The sequence below is a fragment of the Neokomagataea tanensis genome (genome assembly GCF_006542335.1).
GTDB lineage: Bacteria > Pseudomonadota > Alphaproteobacteria > Acetobacterales > Acetobacteraceae > Gluconobacter > Gluconobacter tanensis.
In genome coordinates, this window is sequence record NZ_CP032485.1 from 59,572 (window position 1) to 85,209 (window position 25,638).

The following is a 25,638-nucleotide window of genomic DNA, read 5'->3' on the forward strand; positions in this document are numbered from 1 at the left end:
TTTCTGATGCCAGCGGGTTCAACTCTCCAAGTACTAAGATGCCTTGCGGACGAGCTTGCACAAAACACCCGTAACCTGCTTTGCATAGCCGATACGCTTGGCATTCGTCATTTCACGGATAATGGCCAATTTCTGATCAGGGCGTATTTTAACGCCCGCATCTTTTTTCCGTGCCACCCAGTCTAAAAGGCCCGTCGGATTACGGAAACGGTTGCGGCGGAATTGCAGGACCATACCTTTTGGGCCTGTTTCCAAACGCTCGACACCAGCCTCACGGCAGGCGCGCTTGATCAGAACCACATCAAGCAAATTACCGACTTCAGCTGGCATTTTACCGAAACGGTCGATCAACTCAGCACGAATAGCTTCCACCTCATCTTCGTTCTGTAGCGCAGCGATACGCCGATACAGTCCTAACCGAACAGGCAAATCTTTTACATATGCTTCGGGAATAAGGACCGGGAGGCCGAGTATAATATTTGGCGTCCAGTCCGCGTCTTCCTCTTCGGCCCGGCGCCCACGCTCACGGCGCATATCCAACACTGCGTCTTCCAGCATCTGCTGGTACAGCTCGATACCGACTTCTTTAATGTGACCCGACTGCTCATCACCCAGCAGATTCCCTGCACCACGCAGATCTAGATCGTGTGAGGCCAAAGTAAAACCAGCCCCCAGAGAATCAAGCGTTTGCATAATCTCCAAACGCTTTTGAGAGGCTGCCGAAAGCGGATTTGTCTGCGGCCAAGTCAGGTACGCGTACCCACGCTGCTTTCCACGGCCGACACGCCCACGGAGCTGATATAACTGGCCAAGACCGAACATATCGGCGCGATGGATAATAATTGTATTCACGCTGGGCATATCGAGCCCACTTTCGACAATATTCGTCGACAGCAGGATATCATAACGTCCGTCCGCAAACTCCGTCATGACCCGTTCAAGCTCAGTTGGCGTCAGACGGCCATGCGCTTGAACGACCTTCGCATCCGGCACAATCTCTGCCAGACGCTCCGCCATGCGGTCCAAATCCGCCAAGCGAGGCAAAACACAAAATACCTGCCCGCCACGGAAACGCTCACGTTGAATCGCTTCACGGATCATCACGCTGTCAAACGGGGTAATAAACGTCCGCACTGCCAAACGGTCTGTTGGTGGTGTCGCAATTAAGCTCATCTCACGCACACCGGACAAAGAAAGCTGCAATGTCCGTGGGAGTGGCGTTGCGGAAAGGGTCAGAACGTGGACATCCTCCCGCAGAGCTTTGAGTTTTTCCTTATGGGATACGCCGAAATGCTGCTCTTCGTCGATGATGAGTAAGCCCAGCCGATCAAAAGACACCGTCTTTGCAAGAAGCGCGTGCGTGCCCACAACAATGTCTATTTGACCACCTGCCAATTCTTCACGGACTTTAGTGGCTTCCTTGGCCGTAACCAAACGCGAGAGTTGCGCCACCCGAACTGGAAGCCCCTCAAAACGAGCGCTAAAGCTGCGGAAATGCTGTCTGGCCAGCAGCGTCGTTGGGACAACAACCGCAACCTGCATGCCAGATAGAGCAGCGACAAAAGCCGCACGTAGCGCAACTTCGGTTTTGCCGAACCCAACATCGCCACACACCAAGCGATCCATCGGGCGCCCGGCGCTCATATCTTCAAGCACATCGGCAATGGCGCGCGACTGATCTTCCGTCTCCACATAAGGGAAACGCGCACAAAATTCGTCCCAGAGCCCTTCTGCCGGCGCTAAGGTCGGCGCCTCGCGTAAAGCACGCGCCGCAGCGGTACGAATCAGTTCACCCGCCATAACGCGGATACGGGATTTCATCTTGGCCTTACGGTCCTGCCAAGACGTTCCGCCCAAACGGTCAAGCTGCACACCTGTTTGCTCAGAGCCAAAACGACTCAGCAAATCGATATTCTCTACAGGTAATAAAAGGCGCTGCTCACCATCGTACGAAATGGAAAGGTAATCATGTGCAACACGGCCTTCTGTGACCGTTTCCAGCCCAGCGTAACGCCCAATACCGTAGTCGTGATGAACAACAAGGTCACCCTCGGCGATCTCTCCAATTTGAGAGATAAACTGCTCCCCGCGTTTTTTGCGACGCGGTGGCCGGGCAATGCGCTCCCCTAGCAAATCCTGCTCAGAAACGAAGCAGAGCCGGTCCAGAACAAACCCTCGCTCCAACCCTAAAACCAAAAGGCCAACCGTGCCTTTAGGCAGGGACGCAGCAGAAGGCCAGTCTTCATACTCAGCTACCGCAACACCATGCTCTTTTAACAAATGCGCGATACGGTCCCGAGACCCACGGCTCCAAGCTGTGACGTAAGTGCGCCGTCCCTGTTCAGACCAATCTTTAACCTGCTGGCCGAAGGCTTCAAAGACGCCATCACGCGAGCCGTCTTTCGCCCGCGCAAACAACGCCCCCGGACGCCCACCGGCATCAATACCTGTACCAAGATCAGGCTTGGCAAAACTGTTCAGCATCACGGCCGGGGCATGAGCCAGCATCGCATCCCAAGCATGCTGGTTCAGATACAACCTATGCGGCGGCAACGCCCGATAAGGAGTTTCTCCCTCCCTCACAGGGACACGGCGGGCTTCATAATGATCCGTGATCATTTCTAACCGCGCCCGTAATACATCCGGCGTCTGTGCTTCAAAACTGACCGCAGCACCCGGCACATAATCTAAAACCGTGGCCATGTGCTGGTCATGTGTATCGTAAAAAAGTGGCAAGTAGTGCTCTAAACCCGGATGACGCCGCCCTTCAGACACGTGAGCGTAAACTACGTCCCCGGCAGCGGAACTACCAAAACTATCTCTCCAGCCCGTACGGAAATGGCTGATATTATCCGGCGTCAGCGCAAATTCAGACACAGGCCGCAGAACAAAACGCTTTAATGTTTGTGTTGAACGCTGGGTCCCAACGTCAAAATTACGAATATTTTCGACTTCGTCACCAAACAAATCCAAGCGTACAGGTTCTGCCGCACCGGAAGGGAACAAATCGAAGATACCGCCGCGCGTCGCAAACTCGCCCGGCTCCATTACCGTATCTGTCCGGTTGTAACCGCTTGCGATCAAAAGCTCGATCAGCAGGCTCTGGTCGAGGCTTTCACCCTCAGCTACGTTGATGGACTGCCCCGCAAAAGCCGCCTTTGGTGGAAGGCGCTGCACCAAAGCATGGATCGTCGTCAGCACAATCCGCCGTGCTTTTGTGGGCTCCAACAGGCGGCACATCGTACCTACCCGCTCCGCCACAATGGCAGGGTTAGGAGAAACACGGTCGTAAGGCAGGCAGTCCCAAGCCGGGAGCTTTAATACCTCCACCTCTGGCATCAACCACGCCAGCATATCGGCCAGAGCCGCCACGGACGCATCATCGCGCGCGACATGCAGCAGCGGCCCTTCATGCTCAGCCAGACGCTGACGCAGCAAAAACGCCACGCTCCCTTCCGGCACACCCCACACAACCGGGCCGAATGCGGCGGCGGTTTCGCGATTCTTGGTTTCGTTTTGTTCCATGCTGGTCCTGTTCTATACCAGCGCCTTACGCCCCTGTCTGCTCTAGAAAGGCTCTAGCACCCCCGTGACATCAGAAGCCCCTACGCCAGAAAGCAGCGCGCTCACTCATGCCATACAAACGCCACTAGAAAGCCTTCCTGGGATTGGGCCACGCCATAGCCAACTTTTGGCAAAAATTGCTACGGGCGGGACAGTACTGGACCTCCTCTTTACCTTACCAGAGCGCATCATCGACAGGGGGGCGCCGCTGACAATTGCAGAGGCTGCCAAACGCGACATAGGCTCTGTTATAACGACCAAAGTTCACGTTTTGTCCCGGCGCAACGCTTCACGCCCAGGCCAACCTACGGTGCTACACACCTCCGATGGAACAGGTACGCTCGACCTCGTATTTTTCCAAAAACACAACATTCCTAAAGATACCCACGATCAAGAATTTATCGTTTCAGGGCGGCTCAGCGTCTTTAACCACCAGCTCACGCTGACACCACCTGATCATTTCGTACCAATAGAGGAGCAATGGCGAATTCCGGTTTTGGAGCCTGTGTGGCCCTTAACGGCCGGACTTTTCCAGGGCACCGTTGCAAAAGCGATGAGAGGCGCCCTCGCCCTTTTGCCCGCTTTACCGGAATGGCATGATGCCAGTTTGGTAAAAAAACGCAGATGGCCTTCCTTTTCAGAGGCCCTCAGAACCGTGCAATCCCCTAAAAAATCACCTGCAGATGACCCTATTGCCTGGGCAGCTTCACTGGAGCGCGCCCGAACACGCCTAGCAGCTGACGAAATCTTGGCCGACCAGCTGTGCTTGGCTCTGGCACGCCACCAAGCTAAAGAACGGCCCGGTCTAAGCCGCCCCGGGACTGGCGTGTTACGCCAGACACTCGAAGAAAACTTTGGTCATAAGCCTACCGACGCACAAAGAACGGCCATACGGGAAATTTCGGAAGATATGGCCGGAACAAGCCCCATGATGCGCCTGCTCCAAGGGGATGTGGGTGCAGGTAAGACCTATGTGGCCATGCACGCCATGCTTCAGGCCGTAGAATCGGGGGCCCAAGCAGCCCTCATGGCCCCCACGGAAATATTAGCACGCCAGCATTACGAAACTATCTCTCGCCTTTGCCCGGCACCATCCGTTTATCTGAGCGGCACAGTACAGGGCAGCGCGAGAAAGCACGCCCTTTCAGCAATTATGAGTGGGGATGCCAAACTCGTCATCGGTACACACGCCCTTTTCCAAAGCAGCGTAAAATTCGCTAATCTCGGACTCGCCGTAATTGACGAGCAGCACCGTTTCGGTGTTGAGCAGCGCATGGCACTGAGCAGCAAAGGCTATGCGACCGACATACTCATCATGACGGCCACTCCTATTCCACGTACCCTACAACTTATGGAGTGGGGCGAAATGAGCGTGAGTAAACTCGACAGCAAACCCAAAGGCCGCCAGCCTATCCGTACGACGCTGCACAGTATGGGGGCCTTCAAAGACATCATTAAAGCCATGCAACGCGCACTGGCTTCAGAAGCGCAGGTTTTCTGGGTTTGCCCTCTGATTGAAAATAGTGAAACCGCGTCAGCCGCAGCAGCCGAAGAACGCTGGGCCATGTTGTGCGAGGTTTTTGGACCAGATGTCATAGGCCTCGCACACGGACGGCAGGACATCGCGGTCCGCCAAGCCGCACTTGATGCTTTTCGCGCAGGCTCAACGCGCCTTCTCGTTGCAACTACAGTCATTGAAGTCGGGGTAGACATCCCTAACGCTTCAATCATGGTGATTGAACATGCAGAGCGTTTCGGCTTGGCTCAGTTGCACCAGCTGCGCGGGCGTGTTGGACGCGGAGCAAAGCAATCATTTTGCCTTTTGTTGCATGATGATGCGCTAGCAGGCAGCGCCCAGCGGCGCCTCAGTCTGATGCGCGACACGACAGACGGTTTTGTCATAGCGGACGAAGACTACAAAATTCGCGGCGGGGGTGACCTCACCGGGCATCGTCAGTCTGGCCTACCGGGATTACGGCTGGCACATGGCCCGCGCGTAGCACCGCTCGCACGCGCTATGCGCCAAGACAGTGAACGTGAAATTTTCCGCAACCCGAGTTTACAAAACGGACGTGGACCTCACTTAAAAACACTCTTAAGCTTATTTAATCGCGATAAACCAGAACGACTTCTGATCTCGGGGTAATGCCCGACAAAAACTAGCCCCATAACCCGCTTTTGCGGGGAAAACTTTTTACTGGATCAAATATTAAGCATGAGTATCAACACACAAAAAGAAGCAGCGCTTATCCAGTCGATACTCAATATTGTCAGCAGGATTGTCGGAACGCATAATTGTGCACTTGTGCGCGCAAGCTGCGATACATTCCCTACCCATATCGTCACCCACAAAGACGCAAACAGCGCTTTTACGCGCCAACTTCAAACCATCTCGTTTGAACAGGACATCCCGCAGTTAAGTACCGATGTTCATGTCCACACACTTTCTGAAACACACTCGATATACCTGATCATTCGCACGGCCGACGGCTCTGCTTTAACGCGTGACATGTCTTCCAGCCTGCAAGAGTTACAAGTCATAGCGGAAACCACACTTCCACCGAGACAAGTGATCCTTTCGAACAGGCCCGACAGTCTTTTAGCCATTACGAAACAGATTGAACTTATTTCCTACCAAAAGCGCAAAAGCCATTTTGGTACTATTCTCTTCGCGGTCGACCAACTCCGGCAAATCAATCAACACTATGGCTGGGATCTTGCCGACAAAGTACTGAACGCCATTGCTAGGCGTGTTCAAAATATTTTGCCCGAAAATAGCGTGCTAGGAAATTTTGGTGGCGGGCAATTCATCGTTGTAACCCCACCCGGAACATCGTCGACCAACACCCAATCGCTTATTAACGCCCTCCAAAGCCTAACCGCAGAGTGTATCGTCCTCAACGACCATAATATCGGCTTTACCTTTTCAATTGGCTGGGGCCTCTACCCACATGACGGCTCGTCCGCAGACGAACTTATTTTGGCAACAACAGCGGCATTAACAAATGCCCAACAGTCGGGGCGTGGGCACATTACACGGTCCAGCCTGCATTACACCGAGCATTATCGTCTTGCTCAAACGCTTGAGAAAGACCTTTCCAGCGCAACGACTGATGAAGCTCTCTTTCTGCGCTGGATGCCAATTATTGACCTGGCTACACAGAAGATTATTGGACAAGAAGCTCTTCTTCGTTGGAATCGTCCACAATTTGGCGAAATATCGCCGACTATCTTCATTCAAAGCGCCGAAAAAAATGGCCTGATAGAACAACTCGACCAATGGGCGCTGCATGAAGCATGCTCCGTTGCAAGCAAATGGGCACATCCCCACCGTGTTTGCGTCAATATTTCTCCAACATGGGTCGGTAACGAGCGCCTGCCCCACATCGTGGAGAAAGTCTTGAACGACACGGGTCTGGCCCCCGAGCGCCTGCAAATTGAACTTTCCGAGCGTATCCCCTTCACACCCGACCACGTAATCTGCCGAGAACTGACACGCCTGCGTGGGTTGGGTGTCCGCATCGCTATTGACGATTTTGGGAGTGGCACATCGTCGCTTGAGCGTCTGCGTACGTATCCAATCGATCAACTCAAGTTAGATCGGGTTTTCGTAGAACGGCTCTACGAAGATGATCGGGCGAATGCCACGATGCGCTGCATTTTAAAAATGGCGCAAATGCTCGGTTTCAGCATTTGCGCTAAGGGCGTCGAGACAGAAAAGCAACTCTCTTTCCTAGACGGCCATGGTTGCCCCGAAGCTCAGGGTTTTCTTTTTGGCCAGCCTGCCCTGCTTTCATAGAAAACCGCCCCCTGACCTCATACCGTCAGGGGCATAAACCGATTAAAACTTTACCGAGAGCTTTACTGAACCATAGTTGAAGAGGCCGCTGCGCTGTGTTTTGAACTGCGCCGTTTGCCAATTCTGGCTGTAAGACATACGCACGCCATGCCACATGACAGCCACGCCAGCGTGGATTTCGCCCACATTCCACATTTTTTCAACGTGAGGTGCATTGGGGCGGAAAGTGCTGCCTTGCAGCGTGGAATCGTAACCTACCGCCTGTCCTTCGACGCCACCATAAAAATACCACGCCAGCGGGCGCGTTGCCCGGAAAGCATCCGTTCCATCAAGCCCCGGACCAATGGTAGAGTTACCAAAGTCGCTGTCCAACCCTTGGCCAATTCGGAACGTGGTCGCCAAATCGGCATAGGTCCGATAGTTACCGGCCGCACCAGACACCGCAGGCAAGATATCAGCGCCAAAGCCATGAACAGAAACAATAGGCAAACGCCAGATGCGCCCACCCTGTATTTGGAAAATAGGCTGATTGGCCAACTGGTGTGACCAACCTTGGTTAGGAGTATCACTAATTAGGTTGTGAAACCCGTTTTGAACCTGACGCCCCAGCCCCGCTGGCCCCATCACACCAAACTGTACGCCCGCCACGGTTCTCGAAAGATCCGTATCGTTGATCAGATTAACCGTGCCCAGCAACAATCCTGCGTAGGGGCGATCCGTACGCGGGGATTCGCCATCTGTGTGGCATGGGGAGTGTAGATGAGTTGCTGTAACCCAATGCTGATTCGCTGTACGCCATCGCCCATTAGGAAGCGGTTTAGATTCGCAACCGGCATGGGAAGATTATCTGTCCCCGACGTCCAGTTAATACGCAAACCTGAAGTGTAGTACTGATCGGAAGTGCCCTTCAGAGTAGAAACAGCATCGTTCTCGCCCTGAAGTGTCCATGTACCGTAAGGGTCCTGTAACGGCGTTGCATATGCCGTCGGAAGGTCAATAAATCCAAGGCTCAAGCCAAAAGCTGCAGCCGACAAGCCAAGAAAACGACGGCTTATTTGTGTCATTGATGTCCCCATTTCGGTCAAATACACCCCATCTAAACATGCCATGAGCAACATAAAGGGCGCGCTATAATTAGGTATCACATGTCCTTAGACGAACGCCTAGTCCACAGGTTATTTTCAGTACAAACTAAAAAAAGTGTTCATCTGGACCACAAGAATGCACTTCGCTATGGCAGACACCAAAAAAATCATGCTAGGGCTATAGGTGAAGACGCAGAAACGCGCGCTTCATTTTTTTGAAATTGACAAGTCCCGGCGGGAAACTCCCCACCGAGGCACCCCTATCTCGGGATTAGACCGTTGAGAAACAACAGAACCGACCGCAGCTTCAATTCCCCTCGCCGCGGCGGGTTTGACGGGGACTTCGGCTCCCAACCGTCCTACAATGACCGTCCTAGCTACAGCGACCGTGGTGGATTTGGTGGTGGTAGCGCCGGTGGTGGCTATGGCGCCCCCCGTCGTGGTGGTGGCAACAGCTTTGTTGCTGCATCAGGCCCGGAAATCAGCTCCAGCGTAAAATGGTTCAACACAGAAAAGGGCTTCGGCTTTGTTGAACTGTCAGACGGCTCAGGCGACATCTTCCTTCATGCTAACGCTCTGAGCAACGCTGGTTACAACAGCGTTAACCCAGGCGCGACAGTCGTCGTCCGCATCGGCCAAGGCCCGAAGGGTCGCCAGGTTGCAGAAGTTGTTTCAGTTGACGAAAGCACAGCTGAAGCACCTCGCCCACGCGCACCAATGGGTGGCGCTGCACCTCGCTTCGGCGCTTCCGCACGCCCAGGCCGCCCTGCACCTGACCTGTCCATGGCAGAAGAAACCCGTGGCATTGTTAAGTGGTACAATGCAACGAAGGGCTTCGGCTTCATTACGCCAGAAAGCGGTGGCAAGGACATCTTCGTTCACGCTTCTGCTCTTGAGCGCTCACAGCTCCAGACGCTGAGCGAAGGCCAGACGATCAACGTTAAGGTTGTTCAAGGCCAAAAGGGTCCAGAAGCAGCTGTTATCGACGCTGACTAATCCCTGAGGTTGGAAGGCCTCGGCCTTCCAACACCAAAAAAAACGCCGCCCTGAAAAGGTGCGGCGTTTTTTTGTAACTAAATTTTGAACAGGGCTTAGTAGTCTCTGCCCTTACTTCGCATGAGGCGCGCCTTATCACGTTGCCAATCACGCTCGGCAATCGCGTGGCGCTTGTCTTCTTTTTTGCGTCCCTGCCCCAAGCCTAGGGTAACCTTGGCAACGCCGCGCGCATTAAAATGAATATCCAAAGGAACGAGAGACGCGCCTGAGCGCGTTATTGCTCCTATGAAATGGCTGATCTGCTTACGATTAAGCAGCAATTTACGCGGTGCGCGCGTATCAAATCGGGACAAGACCCCGCCTTGGTACTCTGGAATGTACGAATTATAGAGCCAAATTTCACCATCACGCTCACCTGCGTAAGCTTCCGTAATGGTGGCTCTACCTAAACGAAGGCTTTTCACCTCTGGGCCTTTTAAAACCAATCCGGCTTCGACAGTCTCGAGAATTGTGTAGTCGAAGCGCCCTTTACGGTTTTGCGCAGCGATACCGTGCGAAATCATACCGCTCTTTTTTTTGGGTGCTGCCATCGTCTCAGTCAATCAGTTCGAGAGAGCGCAAAGCTGCATCAACAATGCGCTTTGTGGATTCTTGCGGCTCAACCAGCGGCAAGCGCAGCGTAGCATTGCACAGGCCTATCCGTGAAAGCGCATATTTTACTGGCCCCGGATTGCTCTCCGTAAACAAAGCATCGTGCAATGGCGTCAAGCGGTCCTGTAAAGCAATCGCGTCAGCTAAGCGCCCTTCATCCCAAGCAGCAAACATTTGCGAGCATAGGTCAGGCACGACGTTGGAGGTCACGCTTATGCAGCCATCCCCGCCTGCAGCCATAAAGGCCAAAGTGGAATTGTCATCGCCAGAGAGTTGATTGAAAGGCTTGCCTACAGCACGCCGCACGGAAATAGGACGCGCCATATTAGCCGTCGCATCTTTTGTACCAACGATATTAGGGTGTTGCGCCAAACGCCCCATCGTCTCAGGGCTAATATCAACGATCGAACGGCCCGGGATACAGTACAGATACAACGGCAACGGCGTAGCATCAGCTACAGTCATGAAATGACGGTAAAGCCCTTCCTGCGTGGGCTTGTTGTAGTAAGGAACCACAACCAACACGCTGTCTGCACCCACAGAATGTGCATGGCGCGCCATATCTACAGCCTCTGAGGTGCTGTTTGAGCCTGCACCCGCCATAACAGGGAAACGACCAGCCACAATCTCTACGCATTGTGCCACCACACGGCGGTGTTCATCATGCGATAATGTTGGGCTCTCTCCCGTCGTCCCAGCAGGAATTACACCAGACGCGCCACCTTTGACTTGGTGCTCTATCAGCCGCGCAAAAGCCGCATAATCAACAGCGCCATCCGCCTGCATTGGCGTAACTAAAGCCGTCAGCGCTCCACGAACCATGCGCGTGCCTACCATTCTCTTGTTCCTGTTCATCCCTGATCAACAATCGTTAAAACGATCGCTGTACTTTCTACACGCGTGCCAAGCTGCGCGGATAAACTCCAAGCAACTTCAAGTCATCGCTCAACTGAGCCAGTTCACTTAGTGCCAAACGCACCGCGTCCTGTTCCGGATGCCCTTCAATATCCATCAAGAACTGCGTTGCTGCAAACGATCCACCCAGCATGTAGCTCTCGAGACGCGTCATATTAACACCGTGGCGTGCAAACCCGCCGAGGGCGGCATACAACGCTCCCGGCTTATTGCCAACCCGCATCAGCAAAGTGGTCAGGGTACCCTCATGCGTGGCGTCTGGCCAGTCAGGTACCTGCGCAACACGATAAAATCGCGTTGTGTTGTGATCTGCGTCTTCAACATTTCGTCGAAGGATTTCAAGGCCGTTTAAATCTCCCGCTAAGGAGGAGGCAACGGCTGCATCCTCTGGCCGCCCCCACTGCGCCACCATTTCAGCGGCACCAGCCGTATCGAATTGCGGAATCCCCTCAATCTTCAAATCCGCAATGAGGTTACGAATTTGGCCCAAAGCGACAGGGTGGGTATGTACAGCACGAACCTGGTCAATCGTAGTGCCCGGGACTACCAACAAACAATGCTCAACGCGGTGAAAATGCTCACCAACAATATGCAACCCGGCTCCAGGCAGAAGCGCATGTATCTCCGGCACACGCCCGGCGAGTGAGTTCTCACACGCCAGCAAAGCCTCATCCGCCTGCCCTTGATGCACAGCCTCAATCGCTGCTGCAAAACTTGGGCAAGGCAACGTTTCCCAATCCGGACGCGCTTGCCTACACGCTAAGTCCGAATACGCACCAGGGCGACCCTGAAAGGCAATTATTGGCATGTGAATGCCTTTCTTACGAAGGCTAAATCTTCAGCGGTATCAACACCGCGTGGGGCTTCAGCTATTTTGACGCAGCCAATGCTTATTCCGTGCTCCAAAGCACGCAACTGCTCAAGACTTTCACGGCGCTCCAACCCCGAAGGCGGCAGGGACACAAAACGCTCTAAAGCGCGTCTTTGCCATGCATAAACACCTATATGATGCCAATGGGCACCTGGACCAAACGGGATCGGCTGACGGGAAAAATAAACACCGCGAGCAACAGGCCCGTCATCAAAAGAACATGCGACTTTTACAATTTGTGAAGCACGCAATTCTTCGTCCAAGTGGATGGGAGCGACCAAGGTACCAATGTCGAAAGCGCCATGCTTGACAGGCACCATGACTGAACGCAGTGCCTCAGGATCCATCGAGGGTAAATCCCCTTGGAAATTGACGACAACATCATGCTCCCCCGCCGGATCAATCTCACGCAGGGCCGCATACACACGATCTGAACCACTCGGTAAAGCAGGATCGGTCAATACAGCCTCAACACCCGAGACGCACTTCACAGCATCGATAATTTCCTGATCTGCAGCCGCGATGACTACGCGCCCCAAACCGGATTCAACCGCCCTCAAGGCGACCTGTTCGATCATGGTACGCCCACCAATTTCAGCAAGGGGCTTGCGCGGAAGGCGTGTGGAGGCAAGTCTAGCAGGGATAACAATAATTGGCTTCATGCTCACTGTGATGCCGCTCACCTGCGGCGGCGTCAATTGGGGGCAGAACCCTTCTCGTTTTTTTTTGATAATGAAGCCATTTTTGCAAGGTATATCGAGCGCATGACCACGCCCCAGACCCAACCCGTCATTACCGAAACAATCATAAATGTTGCGCATGCTTGCGCAGATGCCGCCCGCACTGTCATTCGCCCCTATTTTCGCACCTCTATTCAGGCCGATGCAAAATCAGATGACAGCCCCGTCACCATTGCAGACAAGGCTGCGGAACGGGCTATGCGGGATATTCTGGAGGAACAACTTCCAGATCACGGCATACTAGGCGAAGAAGCAGGGCAAAGTGGCCATGACGGTGACTGGCTGTGGGTTCTTGATCCAATCGACGGAACCCGTGCTTTCCTCACGGGGCGCCCGACATTCGGTATTTTAGTATCCCTGTTTTACAAGGGCCGCCCTGTGCTCGGCTTGATCGACCAACCCATCACCAACGAACGCTGGCTCGGGGTTGAAGGCCAAGTGACAACTTTCACAGCAGCAAATATTCCGGGCAAAGCTGGCACACGCATATGTGCCGAACTCAATAAAGCAGAACTTTCCTGCACATCCCCTGAAATGCTTACCCCAGAACACACTCCACGCTTCAAAAACCTGCAGGCGCAAACTTTACGGACGTCGTGGGGCGGGGATTGCTATTCATATGGCTTGCTCGCCCTTGGGCAGATCGACGTCATAGCGGAATGCACCATGAAACCTTGGGACTGGGGTGCGCTCGTGCCGATTATCCAAGGCGCAGGCGGCCACATATCTGACTGGCAAGGTGCACCTCTTCACCTTGAGAGCGATGGCACCGTCCTCGCCTGCGGTAATCCGGCATTACTGCCACAGTTAATATCTGCCTTATCCCCCAGAAACTAATCAGCACTTTTCGATCCTGCCACAATACGTTAGGCAGGATGCCCCGCCGCCCGGATTAACGCTGATAGGTCGGCACATGATGATAGACGGACCGGAGCAGAGCGATGGATAACCAGCTTTCCCTTGCCAAAGACAAAATCAACATCCTCCTGCTTGAAGGCGTGCACGAAAGCGCAGTCTCATATCTTGCTGCGCAAGGATACGCTCAAGTCACCCGCCTGAAAGGTGCGCTTGAAGGAGACGCCCTCAAAGAAGCTCTGCGCGGCGTGCACATGGTAGGTATTCGCAGCCGCACGCAACTCAGCCGTGATGTCATTGAAAGTGCCGACCGCCTCATGGCTATTGGCTGCTTTTGTATCGGCACGAACCAAGTCGACCTAGACGCAGCGCGTGAAGCAGGCATCCCGGTCTTCAACGCGCCATACAGCAACACGCGCTCCGTTGCGGAACTGGTGATGGGTGAAGTGGTAATGCTGATGCGCCGCATTCCCTCACGCTCCGTTGCCTGCCATGACGGCGGCTGGGAAAAATCTGCCGTAAACTCATGGGAAGTTCGCGGCAAAACACTCGGGATTGTGGGCTACGGCTCCATCGGCTCTCAGCTTTCAGTTTTAGCAGAAGCCTTCGGCATGCGTGTGCTGTATTATGACATCATGCCGTGCTTGCCACACGGCAACGCCATTGCTGTCCCTACTCTTGAAGGGCTTCTTAGCCAGTCCGATGTCGTGACACTGCACGTCCCACAGACACCTGAGACAAACAACCTGATCGGTGAAGCTGAGATCCGGGCGATGAAGCCCAACAGCATCCTGATCAATAACGCACGCGGTAAGGTCGTGGACCTTGATGCCCTTACTGCAGCCCTCAAAGATGGCCACCTGATGGGAGCGGCCATTGACGTCTTCCCTGTCGAGCCAAAAGGCTCTAACGAACGCTTTACCTCCCCTCTACAAGGGTTGGATAACGTGCTCCTGACACCGCATGTCGGCGGCTCAACTATGGAAGCACAAGAACGCATTGGTGTTGAAGTAGCTGTTAAGCTCGCAGACTATTCTGACGTCGGCTCAACCATTGGAGCTGTAAACTTCCCCGGTGTTCAGCTCCCCGAGCGACCACGCGGCACACGCTTCATGCATTTACATGCCAATCGTCCAGGCATTATGCGCCAGATCAACGAGTTGTTCGCAGCAGAAAACACCAATGTAACCGCGCAATATCTCCAAACAGATGGGGAGCTGGGTTACGTCGTTGTTGAGGCTGAATCCGCAAGCCATGAGCAGGATCACCGTTTGCTTGATGGCCTGCGCGCACTCGATGGCACATTACGTGCCCGCCTAATCTACCAGCGTTAACTCTTTCCTCATAATGGCTAGGTCACACTAGCCATTATGAGCGCCCCTTTACCCGCACCTGCACTAGCACGCGTCCAGAGCTTTACCTTCAGCGGCATTCATGCCGTGCCCGTTACTGTCGAAGTACAGATTTCGAGCGGCCTCCCTGCTTTTTTATTTGTCGGCCTCGCAGACAAAGCTGTCGGGGAGGCGCGAGAGCGCGTCAAAGCAGCCCTGAGCGCCATGGGCCTTTCTCTCCCGCCAAAACGCATTCTGGTTAACCTTACCCCAGCCAATCTGCTAAAGGAGGGCGCGCATTTTGATGTCCCTATTGCGGTCGGTCTCCTGATTGCAATGGGCCTGCTCGACGCAGAAGCCCTATCGGAATATGCCGCCGTTGGAGAGTTGTCGCTCGACGGCCGCCTGAACGCCGTTCAAAGCATACTCTCCGCCTCCCTTGGTGCTGCTGAGCACGAAATAGGCCTTATCTGCCCAGCGTCCCAAGCATCTGAGGCTCGATGGGGCAACTCCTCGCACGATATTCTAGCCCCACAAACACTGGCCGCCCTCATCGCTCATTTCCGCGGAGAGCAGGTCTTACCAACAACACTTCCGACTGAACAACACGTTATAGATTACGGAGCAGATCTCGCATTTGTGAAAGGTATGCCCCTAGGGCGGCGTGCGCTCGAAATCGCCGCTGCGGGTGGGCATTCCATCTTATTGAGCGGACCTCCAGGCACAGGAAAATCTATGCTTGCAGCATGTCTTCCAAGCATTTTACCCCACCTTACTCCCGAAGAAACACTCGAAACCAGCCGCATTTACAGCGCCTCGGGAATGCTAGAAGGCGGACAACTGATTGTTCGTCCTCCCTACAGAGCCCCGCATCACAGCGCCAGCCTCGCGGCTTTAATCGGCGGAGGGGCAAAAGCGCGACCGGGCGAGGTAAGTCTTTCTCATCACGGAGTACTGTTTTTGGACGAACTCCCCGAGTTTGCCCGCAACAGCCTTGAAGCTTTGCGTCAACCGCTCGAGACCGGCAGCGTTACGATTTCACGCGCTGCCCACCACGCGACCTATCCGGCGCGCTTTCAACTCATTGCCGCCATGAACCCGTGCCGCTGCGGCTATATGGGCGATCCCAGACAAAGCTGCCGCAAAGCGCCACGTTGCGGCGATGAATACACAAACCGCATTTCCGGCCCCATGATGGACCGTATCGATTTGTTTGTCACAATCGACCCGCTTCCCCCTGCTGTAATGAGCCGCCTGCCTGACGGCGAGTCCAGCGCCGCTGTTCGTCCGCGCGTGCAAGCAGCGCGCAAACGCCAAACCATGCGCCAGAAAGATACGAACGCCCACAGCAACCCGGACAGTTTCTTTATCGATGACGACGCCCGGTCAGTTATCGAACACGCCGCGGAACGTTTAAGTCTCTCCAATCGCGGCATGACGCGCCTTATGCGCGTGAGCAGAACCATCGCAGATTTAGAAGGCACGAAGGAAGTGCAGCGGCACCACGTGACGGAAGCTCTCAGCTTCCGTCGACGGTAAAATACGCCTAAACTTTAGGGTAGTTTAAACTATCCAATCCTCGCGCAAGGTCGATTTTCAAATCTTCCAAGCTTTCCAAGCCAACATGGACCCTAAATGTCGGGGCAACCGGCCCATTTTCTGCCGAACGCCGGACATGACCAGTGGTGGGCAAAACGAGACTTTCGTACCCCCCCAAGACGCACCAATGCCAAAGAAGCGTAGCTCGTCCAACATGCTCTCAACGGCAGACATTTTAATCTCAGGATGCAATTCCACCCCGAACAAACCGTTAGCCCCTTGAAAATCCCGTTTCCAGAAGCTGTGTCCCGGACAATCTTCAAATGCCGGATGTAAAACCCGCGCAACTTCAGGCCGCGTTTTCAACCATGCCGCAAGCGCGTAAGCATTTTGGCTTTGATGCACCATTCGGACACCAATCGTGCGCAGCCCGCGAAGTACTAACCAGCAATCATCCGGGCTGGCGCACTGCCCCAGCTGAATGGACGCATCGCGCAAAACCTTCCAATGAGCAGCATCGTTGACAGTTATCGAACCCATAATAACGTCAGCATGGCCACTAGGATATTTTGACAGCGCCTGAATTGAGACATCCACACCATGTTCGAAGGGTTGAAAAATACCAAAACCCCATGTGTTATCCAAAAAGCATAACGCGCCAACCTGCTTGGCCACATCCGACAGCATCGGGACATCTTGCACTTCAAATGTGTGACTGCCGGGGCTTTCCACAAAGATAATGCGCGTATTTGTCTGCACCTGCGCTTCAACGTCTTCCCGCGATGCCATCGGTGCGTAATAGGTGGTTTCTACCCCCATGCGGCGCAGCATGGTTTCTGCAAAGCGTCGCGTCGGTCCGTAAACCGAATCCGGTAAAAGCAGATGATCTCCCTGCTTTAGAAAACCCAAAAGGGCCGTCGTGCATGCACTCAAACCGGAATTCACAATTTGCGTGTGGCTTCCCCCCTCAAGCACAGCGATAAATTTTTCTAACTCATGCTGCGTTGGATTCCCCATCGCCCCATACACCGTTTTATGAGCATGGCTACGCCCATCCTGACGGTTCATGGCCTCAATGCTCGGAAACAACACCGTAGACCCGCGCTCTACGGGCAAGTTTACTAATGTTCCCCCGTCTTCAGCTTCAGCTCGGCCACCTTGCACAAGGGTCGTAGCCATTCTGTGCCAGCCTGCTGTGAGGTGCTTATCCGTTACGTCATTCATCATTCTGCGTCTTTCTCAACAGGCAAATCTGCGACACTGCCCCACTCTGCCCATGACCCATCGTACAATGCGACTTCTTCAATTCCGATAAGGCGTGCCGCCAATACCAGAGTGGCTGCTGTCAAACCTGATCCGCAACTGGCGATAATTGCTTTGTCTTGCGCGGGAGCTAAAAGCTCTTTCAAACGTTCAACTTCTACAAAACAACCAGAAGAATCATACAGATATTGCCACTCGATATTAATAGCTCCCGGCATATGTCCCGCACGAACCCCCGGCCTTGGCTCGGGTTGAGCCCCACGGAAACGCCCAGAAGCCCGAACGTCGACAACAGCAGTACACTCAGGTGAACTCAAAGCCGACAGCACATCCCCGCTCCCAGCAAGAAAACGATAGGACGGACATGTCTGGTAGTGTTTTGCATCAGTCGCATCAGTTCCCGGTTCAGGCACCCCGCCTTCGGCGCGCCACAACTCGAGCCCACCGTCCAAAACATAGACAGGCCCTTGATGGCCAAAGAGTTGCGTCAGCCACCAGCCACGCGCCGCCCCGACAGAACCAGAGCGATCGTAAAATACTAATGGCGTATTGTTCTCTAAGCCGAGTGCACCCATCAACGCGGCGAAACGCGCCGCACCGGGTATGGTATGCGGCAGTGGACTGTTCGGATCAGAAAACAGATCAATATCGAAGCGCCGCGCACCGGGCAAAGCAGATTTCCGAAACTCTGCATCGAAGTCACCCTTCTGCCCCGGCAGTAAAATGCTTGCATCGAGAGGCACATAATCGTCGGGTAATTCACTCGGCTGAATCACAATGCGGTGCGGCATGAGACAAATCTTTCATCTTCACAAAACACCGTATCTGACCTGCATAATAACCTCAGGGTCAAGGGATGCGCTAAATGCCAGAGCGTGCCAGAATAGACTTTCTGTAAAGCCGCTTCAATTTTTCTACCTCACCGCACAAGGCTAGAGACCCGCATGAAAACAGAACGGATCATTCTCGCCTGCGTCATTGTTGGCATCGCCTATGGTTGCGGAATTATTCTATGGCCTTTTTTATCAGCAATTCTTTGGGCTGCCATTCTGACTTTTACGACATGGCCGGTTTATAGACGGCTCTGCCTTTATATTCGTCCTCTTCTAGCTTCAATTTTTATGATGGTTATTAGCGCCGTCGCAATTATCATACCTCTCACAATCCTCACCTCAGCCGGACTAAGCGACTTACCCTCCCTTTTGGCTGGCTTAGATCATTTTCTTCGTCACACGGCCTCTTCCAGCCCTCCACCAAGCTGGATGACACGCACACCGGTCATCGGCCCGCGCCTGACTGAACTGTGGACCCGACTGAGTCACGATGTCGGTGCGTTAACAGAAATCCTACGCCCCTATTTTGGCCAGATCGCCCATATTACATTAACGATACTCGTCAAACTTACCGGCGGCTTGGTCGAACTGGTCATGGCGCTGTTCATCGCCTTTTTTCTCTGGCTCAGCGGTGATGCACTCGGCCACACAATCACAGCCCTGACGTATCGTATCGCAGGGCCTGTTGCTGCTCCTCACCTTATCAGCATGATAGGCAGAACAGTTCGCGGCACAGTCTATGGCGTTCTCGGTACGGCCATTATCCAAGGTATCTTGACGGGCATTGGCTTTATGCTCAGCGGCGTACCGGCTCCAGTGCTCATGGGCGGTATTGCGGCATTTATTGCGGTCTTTCCGGTTGGTGCACCAATCATCTGGGTACCCGCAGCACTCTGGCTTATGGCTACGCACCACTTTGGCGGTGGGATATTCCTTCTGGCCTGGGGCGTACTCATCATCTCTGGCGCGGACCATCTTATTCGCCCGGCGTTTATCGCGCGTGGCGCACAACTCCCCTATCTTCTTACGGTCATCGGAGTGCTTGGTGGGGTTATTGCCCTTGGTGGACTGGGTATTTTCTTAGGTCCGGTTCTTTTGGCCGTAGGCTACACACTAATCAGCCGCTTTGCTCACCCCTCATCCGCCAACACCGCGCGACTAGCCTTCACTCCAGACAAAAAAACGGACACGTCTTTATGAGCATTCCGGCAAACCCACTCCTGACCGGCGATGTCATCAAAATTATCAGCTGGAATTTGTTGCACACAAACGGAGCTACACTCACAGACGTACTAACATTAATCCGATCCGAAGACCCAGACATCGTCACGTTCCAGGAAGCACGCCCCGAGCTGGATATGATCCAAGACGAACTGGGCGGGGAATATCATCGTACCCCTTTGCCTGGGCGCACTCATGGGACGGCATATTGGAGCCGCCTGCCAAGCCACCAAAAGCCAACTCTGTGCCAGCTGCCACGCGGTGTAATTGTTAAAAGAAACGCACAAATAATTGATTTTAAAAATTTTTCAGTCGCAAATGTTCATCTTTCGCACGGGCAGTTGCTCAATCGGCGGCAGCTAAAAACAACAGCCGACAGCCTACCAAAACATGCCCTGATTATCGGTGACTTCAACATCGTCGGCCCAGTATTTCTTCCCGGCTTTCAAGATATTGGCCCGCGTGAGCGCACCCACCACATGCTCAACAGGCTCCCCTTGCGCCTTGACCGCTGTCTCGCAAAAGGCTTTTCTCGCATGGAAGCAAAAGCCCTGCCGCGGTTTGGCTCAGATCATCGCCCTATATGCCTCACTCTGCGGCTACACTCATCTTAGCCCTACAGATACGGCATCAATAACCTTAAAGCCGAGTTCCGCAACTGTGCCCATAAAGGGCGCCGGTCCAGATCGTGGTGCGTCAACCTCCGCCGGGTACGGCTGTCAATAAACGCAGCCAAGTCTTGCGCAACGGCCGTGTCATATACTTCAAGATTGATTTCAAAGTTCAGCCTCAAAGACCGTACGTCCAAATTCGTACTTCCCACAAAACTCCATTCGTCGTCCACAACCATAAGTTTTGAATGGTTAAACGGTGGAGCAGCCATCCATATTCTACAGCCCGCATCTAAAAACGGACGCATACTTGCATCACGCGCGTAGTCAATTAAGACATGGTTACTACTGCTTGGGACCACGACATCCACATGGACACCCCGCAGTGCCGCGAGCGTCAGAACGGTTGAAAACCGATCATCAGGCACAAAATACGGCGTCATCAATCGCACGCTGTGCCGAGCCAGCGTGATAGCCTGTAGCATGCCATACTCGATCTTTTCCAAGTCAGCATCCGGGCCCGACGTGACAACTCGCATCGGCATATCGCCCTGAGGCGTTAACTGCGGGAAGAATATTGCTCCATGCAGTTCTTCGCCTGTGGTAAATGACCAGTCCCGTGCAAAGGCCTCCGCCAACTGGCGTACGACAGGCCCCTGAACCGCAAAATGCGTATCAGCTACTGGTGATTTTACCTTTGATTTTAAAAGATTTTCTGCGCCAATATTCAAACCACCCATAAAGCCATACCGCCCATCGACGATAAGAATTTTACGGTGGTTTCTAAGGTTAATAAAAGGCATTCTCCATGGCCAAACAGAATGCATAAACCGCCGACACGGAATGCCAGCCCGGCGCAGGGCACGTTTTACACCGCACCTGAAATAACCGCTTCCGATCCCGTCTACCAAAACCCGAATACTAACGCCCCGCGCTTTAGCCCTGACAAGCTCAGCGACGAAGTCCTGCCCAACACGGTCGTTTCGGAAAATATAGGAACACAAAACAACGGAGCTTTGGGCGTGCCTAATAGCCTCCAGCATAACCGGATAGGCGTAATCTCCATCATGCAGAACCTGCAAACTATTCCCGCGCATGAGGGGCCGCTCTGTCAGACGCCCAAGCATTCTAGCCAAATGCGCCATATTTCCCTGTGCGGCATGGCGATACTGCCCGAGCGTTTCGCGTCCGCTCCAAGCATGCTCATCCACTAATTTCCGTGCCCTACGCTGCACGCGGTTAATACCAAACATAAGATATAAAACCGTACCGATGACCGGTGCTATCCAGCAAACACCAATCCAACCCGTGCAAGCCGCTGTATCTTGTTTCCGCCGCAAAGCGTGCACCGTTACCGCAATGGGTAGCACCCAACGCAGAACGCTATAGGCATGGCTCAACCACTCGCGAACAGTAGTCCAGTGGTTCATTTAAGCTCCATCTGTTTAGCCCAAGATACACAGCAAGAAACTGCAATTTAATTGAGCAAGAATGAGAATGCACTTGGCCTTATATTACGCTAACATGACACATCATCGGCAAAAGGACAGAAGATACGTGCAGCACAGGCCGCAGCTCTTTTATACCACGGACCCTGCGCCTTGCCCGTACCTTCCCGGTCGCCTTGAGCGCAAATTGATCACAGCCCTCGGCGGTCCTGACGCAGACTTGCTTCATGACAGGCTCGCTTTAGCCGGCTTCCGACGCAGTCACTCAATGGCCTACACACCAGCCTGCGCTAATTGCCGGGCCTGTATGTCTCTGCGCATACCAGTTAAGCACTTTCAACCGAACCGCACGCAACAAAAACTCTTCCGCCGACACTCCGATATCTCTGTCACACTTCACCCTCCCATCCCAACGGAAGAACAGTTCAACTTGTTCCAAATATATCAGACCGCCCGCCACGCTGATGGTGAAATGGTCAGTATGTCTTGGGATGATTATTCCGCGATGATTGCACATACACCCATACCAACCTACGTCGTGGAGTTTCGAACCACCTATGACGAGCTTGTCTGCGTCAGCCTCATTGATGCGTTATCTGATGGCTTGTCCGCTGTGTACACATTTTACAACCCCACCTCGAAAGCGGATTCATGGGGCACGTATTCAATATTATGGCTGATACATTACGCCAAACTTATAAAGCTGCCTCAACTGTACCTTGGCTATTACGTGCCGGGCAGCCCAAAAATGGCTTATAAAGCACGCTTTGAGCCCGCAGAGGTGTTTCATAACGGGCATTGGGGGCCTTTGCCTCCAGTGCCCTAACCCTCAGCCTTTTCGCAACATCCATTGAGGGGCAGCCTTGCCTAAAGCTCCTCTCCTAGCTTCCCATACAGAAAGGTCAGATGCGCTTCGTGCGCGCTGGCCCTCCTGCCAGACCAAGCCGTCTGCCATGGTGAAAATTCTGATATCGCGAAGCGTAAATTCACCCAATTTTTGAAGCGCCACACCAGCGCCGCGCGTCATTTCAGGCAATTGATCCATCGGGAAAATTAAAGCCCGCTTATTATCGCCTAGTGTCAGAACATGAGTGCCCACGGCATCCAAACACGCAAAAACTGTCTCACCGGGTTTTATATTAAAGACCTGCTTTCCAGTGCGCTTCTCTGCGACCATCGTCGCATCAGCAACGACCATTCCACGCCCTTGAGCAGAAGCAATAACCCGGCGCCCATCTTCCCTGACCATGAAAAGAGCGATGGTTTTATCTTCCTGAGGGATATCAACCAATGTGCGTACAGGCTGACCAAAACCACGACCTCGCGGCAAATCAGCCGCTTTAAGGGTAAAAGCCTTGCCTCCTGAAGCAACAAGACAAAGGCGATCCGTTGTCTGGCATTCAACGCTCAGCCCCGCATCGTCGCCCTCCTTGAAGCGATGACCCGCAGGGTCAAGATTATGCCCCTTCATCGCACGTATCCAACCTTCACGAGACAGCAAAACTGTTAACGGTTCACGATCGACCTCAAGCGCCACCGAAAGATCAATGACCTCAGGGGGTTCAGAAATAGTAGTCCGCCTGTCACCCAGCGGGCCAGCGCCAAACTTTTTGATAGTCGCATCCAAATCGCGGCCAATACGTGTCCAACGTCGCTTTTCCGAACCGAGCAGCGTTTCGAGTGAGCGTCGTTCATCGTCCAACTTGTCTCGCTCGCGGCGGATTTCCATTTCCTCCAAGCGGCGCAACGAACGCAGGCGCATGTTTAACACTGCTTCTGCCTGAATATCCGTCAGGCTAAATGTTGCCATCAAAGACGATTTTGGCTCATCCTCCTCCCGGATTATCCGAATAACTTCATCCAGATTAAGGTATACGGCCAAAAATCCCTCAAGGATTTCCAAACGGCGCATAACTGCTGCAAGACGGTGATTTGACCTGCGCACAAGAACTTCATGCACATGGTCCAACCACGCGCGCAGAACCTGCTTGAGAGATAAAACAGCCGGAACCCGATCACCACCCAAAACATTCATGTTGAGGCTAAAGCGATTTTCCAGCGCCGTGTTACGAAACAGCGTCTCCATAAGAATATCAGGATCGACTGTCTTGTTCTTTGGCTCCAGAACAAGCCGAATATCCGTCGTGCTCTCGTCCCTAACATCCCCGAGCAAGGGTAATTTGCGTTGGTCCATTTGCTCGGCGATCTGTTCGATCAAGCGCGATTTTTGGACCTGATATGGAATCTCCGTGACAACTATTGTCCAAGTCCCGAAGCGCCCTTGCTCCACGGACCAACGCGCACGCGTGCGAAAACTTCCCCGGCCTGTTTCATAGGCCCTGACAATAGCGTCCTGATCTTCTACCAAAATCCCCCCCGTGGGGAAGTCCGGCCCAGGCATCAAGGCAACCAGTTCTGCTATTTCTGCATCTGGCTTTTCGATAAGATATTTCGCTGCTTGGCAAACCTCAGCTGCATTATGCGGTGGAATGCTTGTTGCCATGCCCACAGCAATGCCCGCTGCACCATTTGCTAGCAAATTTGGGAAAGTGCCCGGCAGGACAATGGGTTCATGGTCTTCGTTATCATAAGTGGCCCTGAAATCGACCGCGTCATCCGCCAAACCGTCGAGAAGCGTCCAAGCAACCTCTGTCAGGCGGCTCTCGGTATACCGCATTGCCGCAGCGCCATCGCCGTCAACAGAACCAAAATTTCCCTGCCCCTCCACCAGTGGATAACGTACAGCAAAATCCTGCGCGAGGCGAACAAGCGCATCATAAACCGACGCATCACCATGCGGATGGAATTTACCGATAACGTCACCCACGACACGGGCGCATTTTTTGAAGCCAGATGATGGATCGAGGCGCAGCTGCTGCATTGCATACAACAAGCGCCGGTGCACCGGCTTCAAACCATCACGAACATCAGGCAGTGATCGCGACATGATCGTGGACATAGCATAGGCGATGTACCGCTCGCTCAACGCTTCTGCGAAACGCGTATCTTCAATGTGACCCGCCAGATCCGTGCCCATGTCCACTCCTTAGTCTTCTGTGCAGGACTTAGACATTGCGCCCCCCTCCTGTCCAGCGCTTCACATCATTCCCGGACAGAACACAGCCAAAAATAGGGGTCATTCACTCTGCGGCCGCCACAAACGGAAAATTTTCAAGTCGTCAGCTGGGCAAGGTACTGCGTATTCTCATCGTGTAGGAAGTTAAAGTCTCCCATTATCTCAATAGCGATCAGTAAGGGCCTTTTCTTTTTGTTATAATTCTGCAACGGAAGCACAGCCTCTCCCTTTGTTCTGCGTATTTCTGGGTCGACAATCTCTGCCCACCCCTCCAAAGATTTGTTTTTTAAATGAACATTATAGTCTTGCCTGACACGGTTACAAAAAACGATAATTTTTCCGATCGATATACTTGCGCAGGACATTATTTCTTCTGGAAAAACTTGTGCTGTTGGAACAATTTTTACGGATTGAGCCGCTTCTGGAACCATAAAGAAGATAAAATTCCCATCTGTCCGAAGCGAACGGATTTCCAATCCAGCATCTGTAACAAGACGAACATTCAAATTACCATTTTGTGGAGAAATAGAAGTACTTTCAATACGTTGCGCAACCCCTTTAGGTGGCTCTAAACGATGTAGCAACGATTTGATTGAAGAAATTCCTAAATTATCATTTCCTACTTTTTCTATTTTGTGACTTGTTATATCCAACGAAGGCTTCATATTTGCTTTGTATTCGATTGACGGCACAGCATCGTATTTAACATTTACCAAACTGTATACAGAATTATATTTACTACTACTATTTTTTATTCTATCATCAAAATAGCTCATGACTATCTGCCCATGTAAGTATACCACCTATCGTGGTAACGTCATTAGCAGCTTATTGTTTCGT

The 25,638-nt window shown here is 53.1% G+C and carries 18 protein-coding genes and 2 pseudogenes; 9 read left to right on the forward strand and 11 right to left on the reverse strand.

All coding sequences use genetic code 11. The features are described from left to right. Positions 1-33 precede the first annotated feature (33 nt). Entirely contained in the window at positions 34-3,525 is a 3,492-nt protein-coding gene (gene mfd / locus D5366_RS00285) for a transcription-repair coupling factor (RefSeq protein ID WP_141491799.1), read from the reverse strand. 64 nt (positions 3,526-3,589) lie between these two features. On the opposite strand from mfd, the gene recG reads away from it, so the two are divergent. After that, positions 3,590-5,710 (forward strand): ATP-dependent DNA helicase RecG, encoded by a 2,121-nt coding sequence (gene recG, locus D5366_RS00290; RefSeq protein ID WP_240775273.1) that lies wholly within the window; start codon positions 3,590-3,592, stop codon positions 5,708-5,710. Positions 5,711-5,779: 69 nt separating this feature from the next. Beyond that, positions 5,780-7,363, forward strand: coding sequence for a putative bifunctional diguanylate cyclase/phosphodiesterase (locus tag D5366_RS00295; protein WP_141491800.1), 1,584 nt, complete (start codon positions 5,780-5,782; stop codon positions 7,361-7,363). 42 nt (positions 7,364-7,405) lie between these two features. On the opposite strand, the pseudogene D5366_RS00300 reads toward D5366_RS00295, so the two are convergent. Continuing rightward, a pseudogene (locus D5366_RS00300) lies at positions 7,406-8,427 on the reverse strand (lipid A deacylase LpxR family protein). A gap of 300 nt (positions 8,428-8,727) precedes the next feature. On the opposite strand from D5366_RS00300, the gene D5366_RS12110 reads away from it, so the two are divergent. After that, on the forward strand, positions 8,728-9,444 hold the full coding sequence (locus tag D5366_RS12110; RefSeq protein WP_141491801.1) for a cold-shock protein: 717 nt from the start codon (positions 8,728-8,730) through the stop codon (positions 9,442-9,444). A gap of 95 nt (positions 9,445-9,539) precedes the next feature. Here D5366_RS12110 and smpB read toward each other — a convergent pair whose 3' ends face one another. The 4 genes from smpB to D5366_RS00325 form a co-directional block, all read right to left on the reverse strand. Further along, a complete protein-coding gene (gene smpB, locus D5366_RS00310; protein ID WP_141491802.1) occupies positions 9,540-10,034 on the reverse strand; it encodes an SsrA-binding protein SmpB in 495 nt (164 codons plus the stop codon). A 4-nt stretch (positions 10,035-10,038) separates the two neighbouring features. Further along, positions 10,039-10,917: a 4-hydroxy-tetrahydrodipicolinate synthase gene (dapA, locus tag D5366_RS00315; RefSeq protein WP_141493729.1), complete on the reverse strand. Its 879-nt coding sequence runs from the start codon at positions 10,915-10,917 to the stop codon at positions 10,039-10,041. 70 nt (positions 10,918-10,987) lie between these two features. Then, complete coding sequence (locus D5366_RS00320; protein ID WP_141491803.1) at positions 10,988-11,818, reverse strand: prephenate dehydratase; 831 nt, start codon at positions 11,816-11,818, stop codon at positions 10,988-10,990. Further along, on the reverse strand, positions 11,809-12,543 hold the full coding sequence (locus D5366_RS00325; protein WP_170211096.1) for a 3-deoxy-manno-octulosonate cytidylyltransferase: 735 nt from the start codon (positions 12,541-12,543) through the stop codon (positions 11,809-11,811). Before D5366_RS00325 ends, D5366_RS00320 begins: the two co-directional genes overlap by 10 nt. A gap of 102 nt (positions 12,544-12,645) precedes the next feature. Here D5366_RS00325 and D5366_RS00330 point away from each other — a divergent pair, with 102 nt between their 5' ends. From D5366_RS00330 to D5366_RS00340, 3 genes are all read left to right on the forward strand, one after another. Next, positions 12,646-13,458: an inositol monophosphatase family protein gene (locus tag D5366_RS00330; RefSeq protein ID WP_170211021.1), complete on the forward strand. Its 813-nt coding sequence runs from the start codon at positions 12,646-12,648 to the stop codon at positions 13,456-13,458. A 104-nt stretch (positions 13,459-13,562) separates the two neighbouring features. Then, positions 13,563-14,810: a phosphoglycerate dehydrogenase gene (gene serA / locus D5366_RS00335; RefSeq protein WP_141491805.1), complete on the forward strand. Its 1,248-nt coding sequence runs from the start codon at positions 13,563-13,565 to the stop codon at positions 14,808-14,810. 36 nt (positions 14,811-14,846) lie between these two features. Beyond that, a complete protein-coding gene (locus D5366_RS00340; RefSeq protein ID WP_141491806.1) occupies positions 14,847-16,346 on the forward strand; it encodes a YifB family Mg chelatase-like AAA ATPase in 1,500 nt (499 codons plus the stop codon). Between the two features lie 7 nt (positions 16,347-16,353). Here the strand turns inward: D5366_RS00340 and metC are convergent. Together metC and D5366_RS00350 are read right to left on the reverse strand one after the other, a co-directional pair. Next, positions 16,354-17,570 (reverse strand): annotated as a pseudogene (metC, locus tag D5366_RS00345) (cystathionine beta-lyase). Next, positions 17,570-18,400, reverse strand: a complete 831-nt coding sequence (locus tag D5366_RS00350) for a sulfurtransferase (protein WP_141491807.1) — start codon at positions 18,398-18,400, stop codon at positions 17,570-17,572. The pseudogene metC and the gene D5366_RS00350 overlap by 1 nt, the downstream one beginning before the upstream one ends. Positions 18,401-18,553: 153 nt before the next feature. Here D5366_RS00350 and D5366_RS00355 point away from each other — a divergent pair, with 153 nt between their 5' ends. Continuing rightward, complete coding sequence (locus tag D5366_RS00355) at positions 18,554-19,642, forward strand: AI-2E family transporter (protein WP_141491808.1); 1,089 nt, start codon at positions 18,554-18,556, stop codon at positions 19,640-19,642. After that, on the forward strand, positions 19,639-20,277 hold the full coding sequence (locus D5366_RS00360; protein ID WP_141491809.1) for an endonuclease/exonuclease/phosphatase family protein: 639 nt from the start codon (positions 19,639-19,641) through the stop codon (positions 20,275-20,277). Before D5366_RS00355 ends, D5366_RS00360 begins: the two co-directional genes overlap by 4 nt. A gap of 2 nt (positions 20,278-20,279) precedes the next feature. Here D5366_RS00360 and cls read toward each other — a convergent pair whose 3' ends face one another. Further along, complete coding sequence (gene cls / locus D5366_RS00365) at positions 20,280-21,704, reverse strand: cardiolipin synthase (protein WP_141491810.1); 1,425 nt, start codon at positions 21,702-21,704, stop codon at positions 20,280-20,282. 127 nt (positions 21,705-21,831) lie between these two features. Here cls and D5366_RS00370 point away from each other — a divergent pair, with 127 nt between their 5' ends. Next, complete coding sequence (locus D5366_RS00370; protein ID WP_205839590.1) at positions 21,832-22,548, forward strand: arginyltransferase; 717 nt, start codon at positions 21,832-21,834, stop codon at positions 22,546-22,548. Between the two features lie 3 nt (positions 22,549-22,551). Here D5366_RS00370 and parC read toward each other — a convergent pair whose 3' ends face one another. Next, positions 22,552-24,759 (reverse strand): DNA topoisomerase IV subunit A, encoded by a 2,208-nt coding sequence (gene parC, locus D5366_RS00375; RefSeq protein WP_141491812.1) that lies wholly within the window; start codon positions 24,757-24,759, stop codon positions 22,552-22,554. A 134-nt stretch (positions 24,760-24,893) separates the two neighbouring features. Further along, entirely contained in the window at positions 24,894-25,574 is a 681-nt protein-coding gene (locus D5366_RS00380) for a hypothetical protein (RefSeq protein ID WP_141491813.1), read from the reverse strand. Positions 25,575-25,638: the final 64 nt, after the last annotated feature.

What these genes read in the sequence shown, in the direction of transcription:
- D5366_RS00320 (WP_141491803.1), bottom strand. Translation starts at nt 11,818, where the DNA reads ATGCCAATAATTGCCTTTCAGGGTCGCCCTGGTGCGTATTCGGACTTA.
- cls (WP_141491810.1), bottom strand. Translation starts at nt 21,704, where the DNA reads ATGAACCACTGGACTACTGTTCGCGAGTGGTTGAGCCATGCCTATAGC.
- smpB (WP_141491802.1), bottom strand. Translation starts at nt 10,034, where the DNA reads ATGGCAGCACCCAAAAAAAAGAGCGGTATGATTTCGCACGGTATCGCT.
- D5366_RS00295 (WP_141491800.1), top strand. Translation starts at nt 5,780, where the DNA reads ATGAGTATCAACACACAAAAAGAAGCAGCGCTTATCCAGTCGATACTC.
- parC (WP_141491812.1), bottom strand. Translation starts at nt 24,759, where the DNA reads ATGGGCACGGATCTGGCGGGTCACATTGAAGATACGCGTTTCGCAGAA.
- D5366_RS00355 (WP_141491808.1), top strand. Translation starts at nt 18,554, where the DNA reads ATGAAAACAGAACGGATCATTCTCGCCTGCGTCATTGTTGGCATCGCC.
- D5366_RS00340 (WP_141491806.1), top strand. Translation starts at nt 14,847, where the DNA reads ATGAGCGCCCCTTTACCCGCACCTGCACTAGCACGCGTCCAGAGCTTT.
- D5366_RS00360 (WP_141491809.1), top strand. Translation starts at nt 19,639, where the DNA reads ATGAGCATTCCGGCAAACCCACTCCTGACCGGCGATGTCATCAAAATT.
- serA (WP_141491805.1), top strand. Translation starts at nt 13,563, where the DNA reads ATGGATAACCAGCTTTCCCTTGCCAAAGACAAAATCAACATCCTCCTG.
- D5366_RS00350 (WP_141491807.1), bottom strand. Translation starts at nt 18,400, where the DNA reads ATGCCGCACCGCATTGTGATTCAGCCGAGTGAATTACCCGACGATTAT.
- D5366_RS00380 (WP_141491813.1), bottom strand. Translation starts at nt 25,574, where the DNA reads ATGAGCTATTTTGATGATAGAATAAAAAATAGTAGTAGTAAATATAAT.
- D5366_RS00325 (WP_170211096.1), bottom strand. Translation starts at nt 12,543, where the DNA reads ATGAAGCCAATTATTGTTATCCCTGCTAGACTTGCCTCCACACGCCTT.
- D5366_RS00330 (WP_170211021.1), top strand. Translation starts at nt 12,646, where the DNA reads ATGACCACGCCCCAGACCCAACCCGTCATTACCGAAACAATCATAAAT.
- mfd (WP_141491799.1), bottom strand. Translation starts at nt 3,525, where the DNA reads ATGGAACAAAACGAAACCAAGAATCGCGAAACCGCCGCCGCATTCGGC.
- dapA (WP_141493729.1), bottom strand. Translation starts at nt 10,917, where the DNA reads ATGGTTCGTGGAGCGCTGACGGCTTTAGTTACGCCAATGCAGGCGGAT.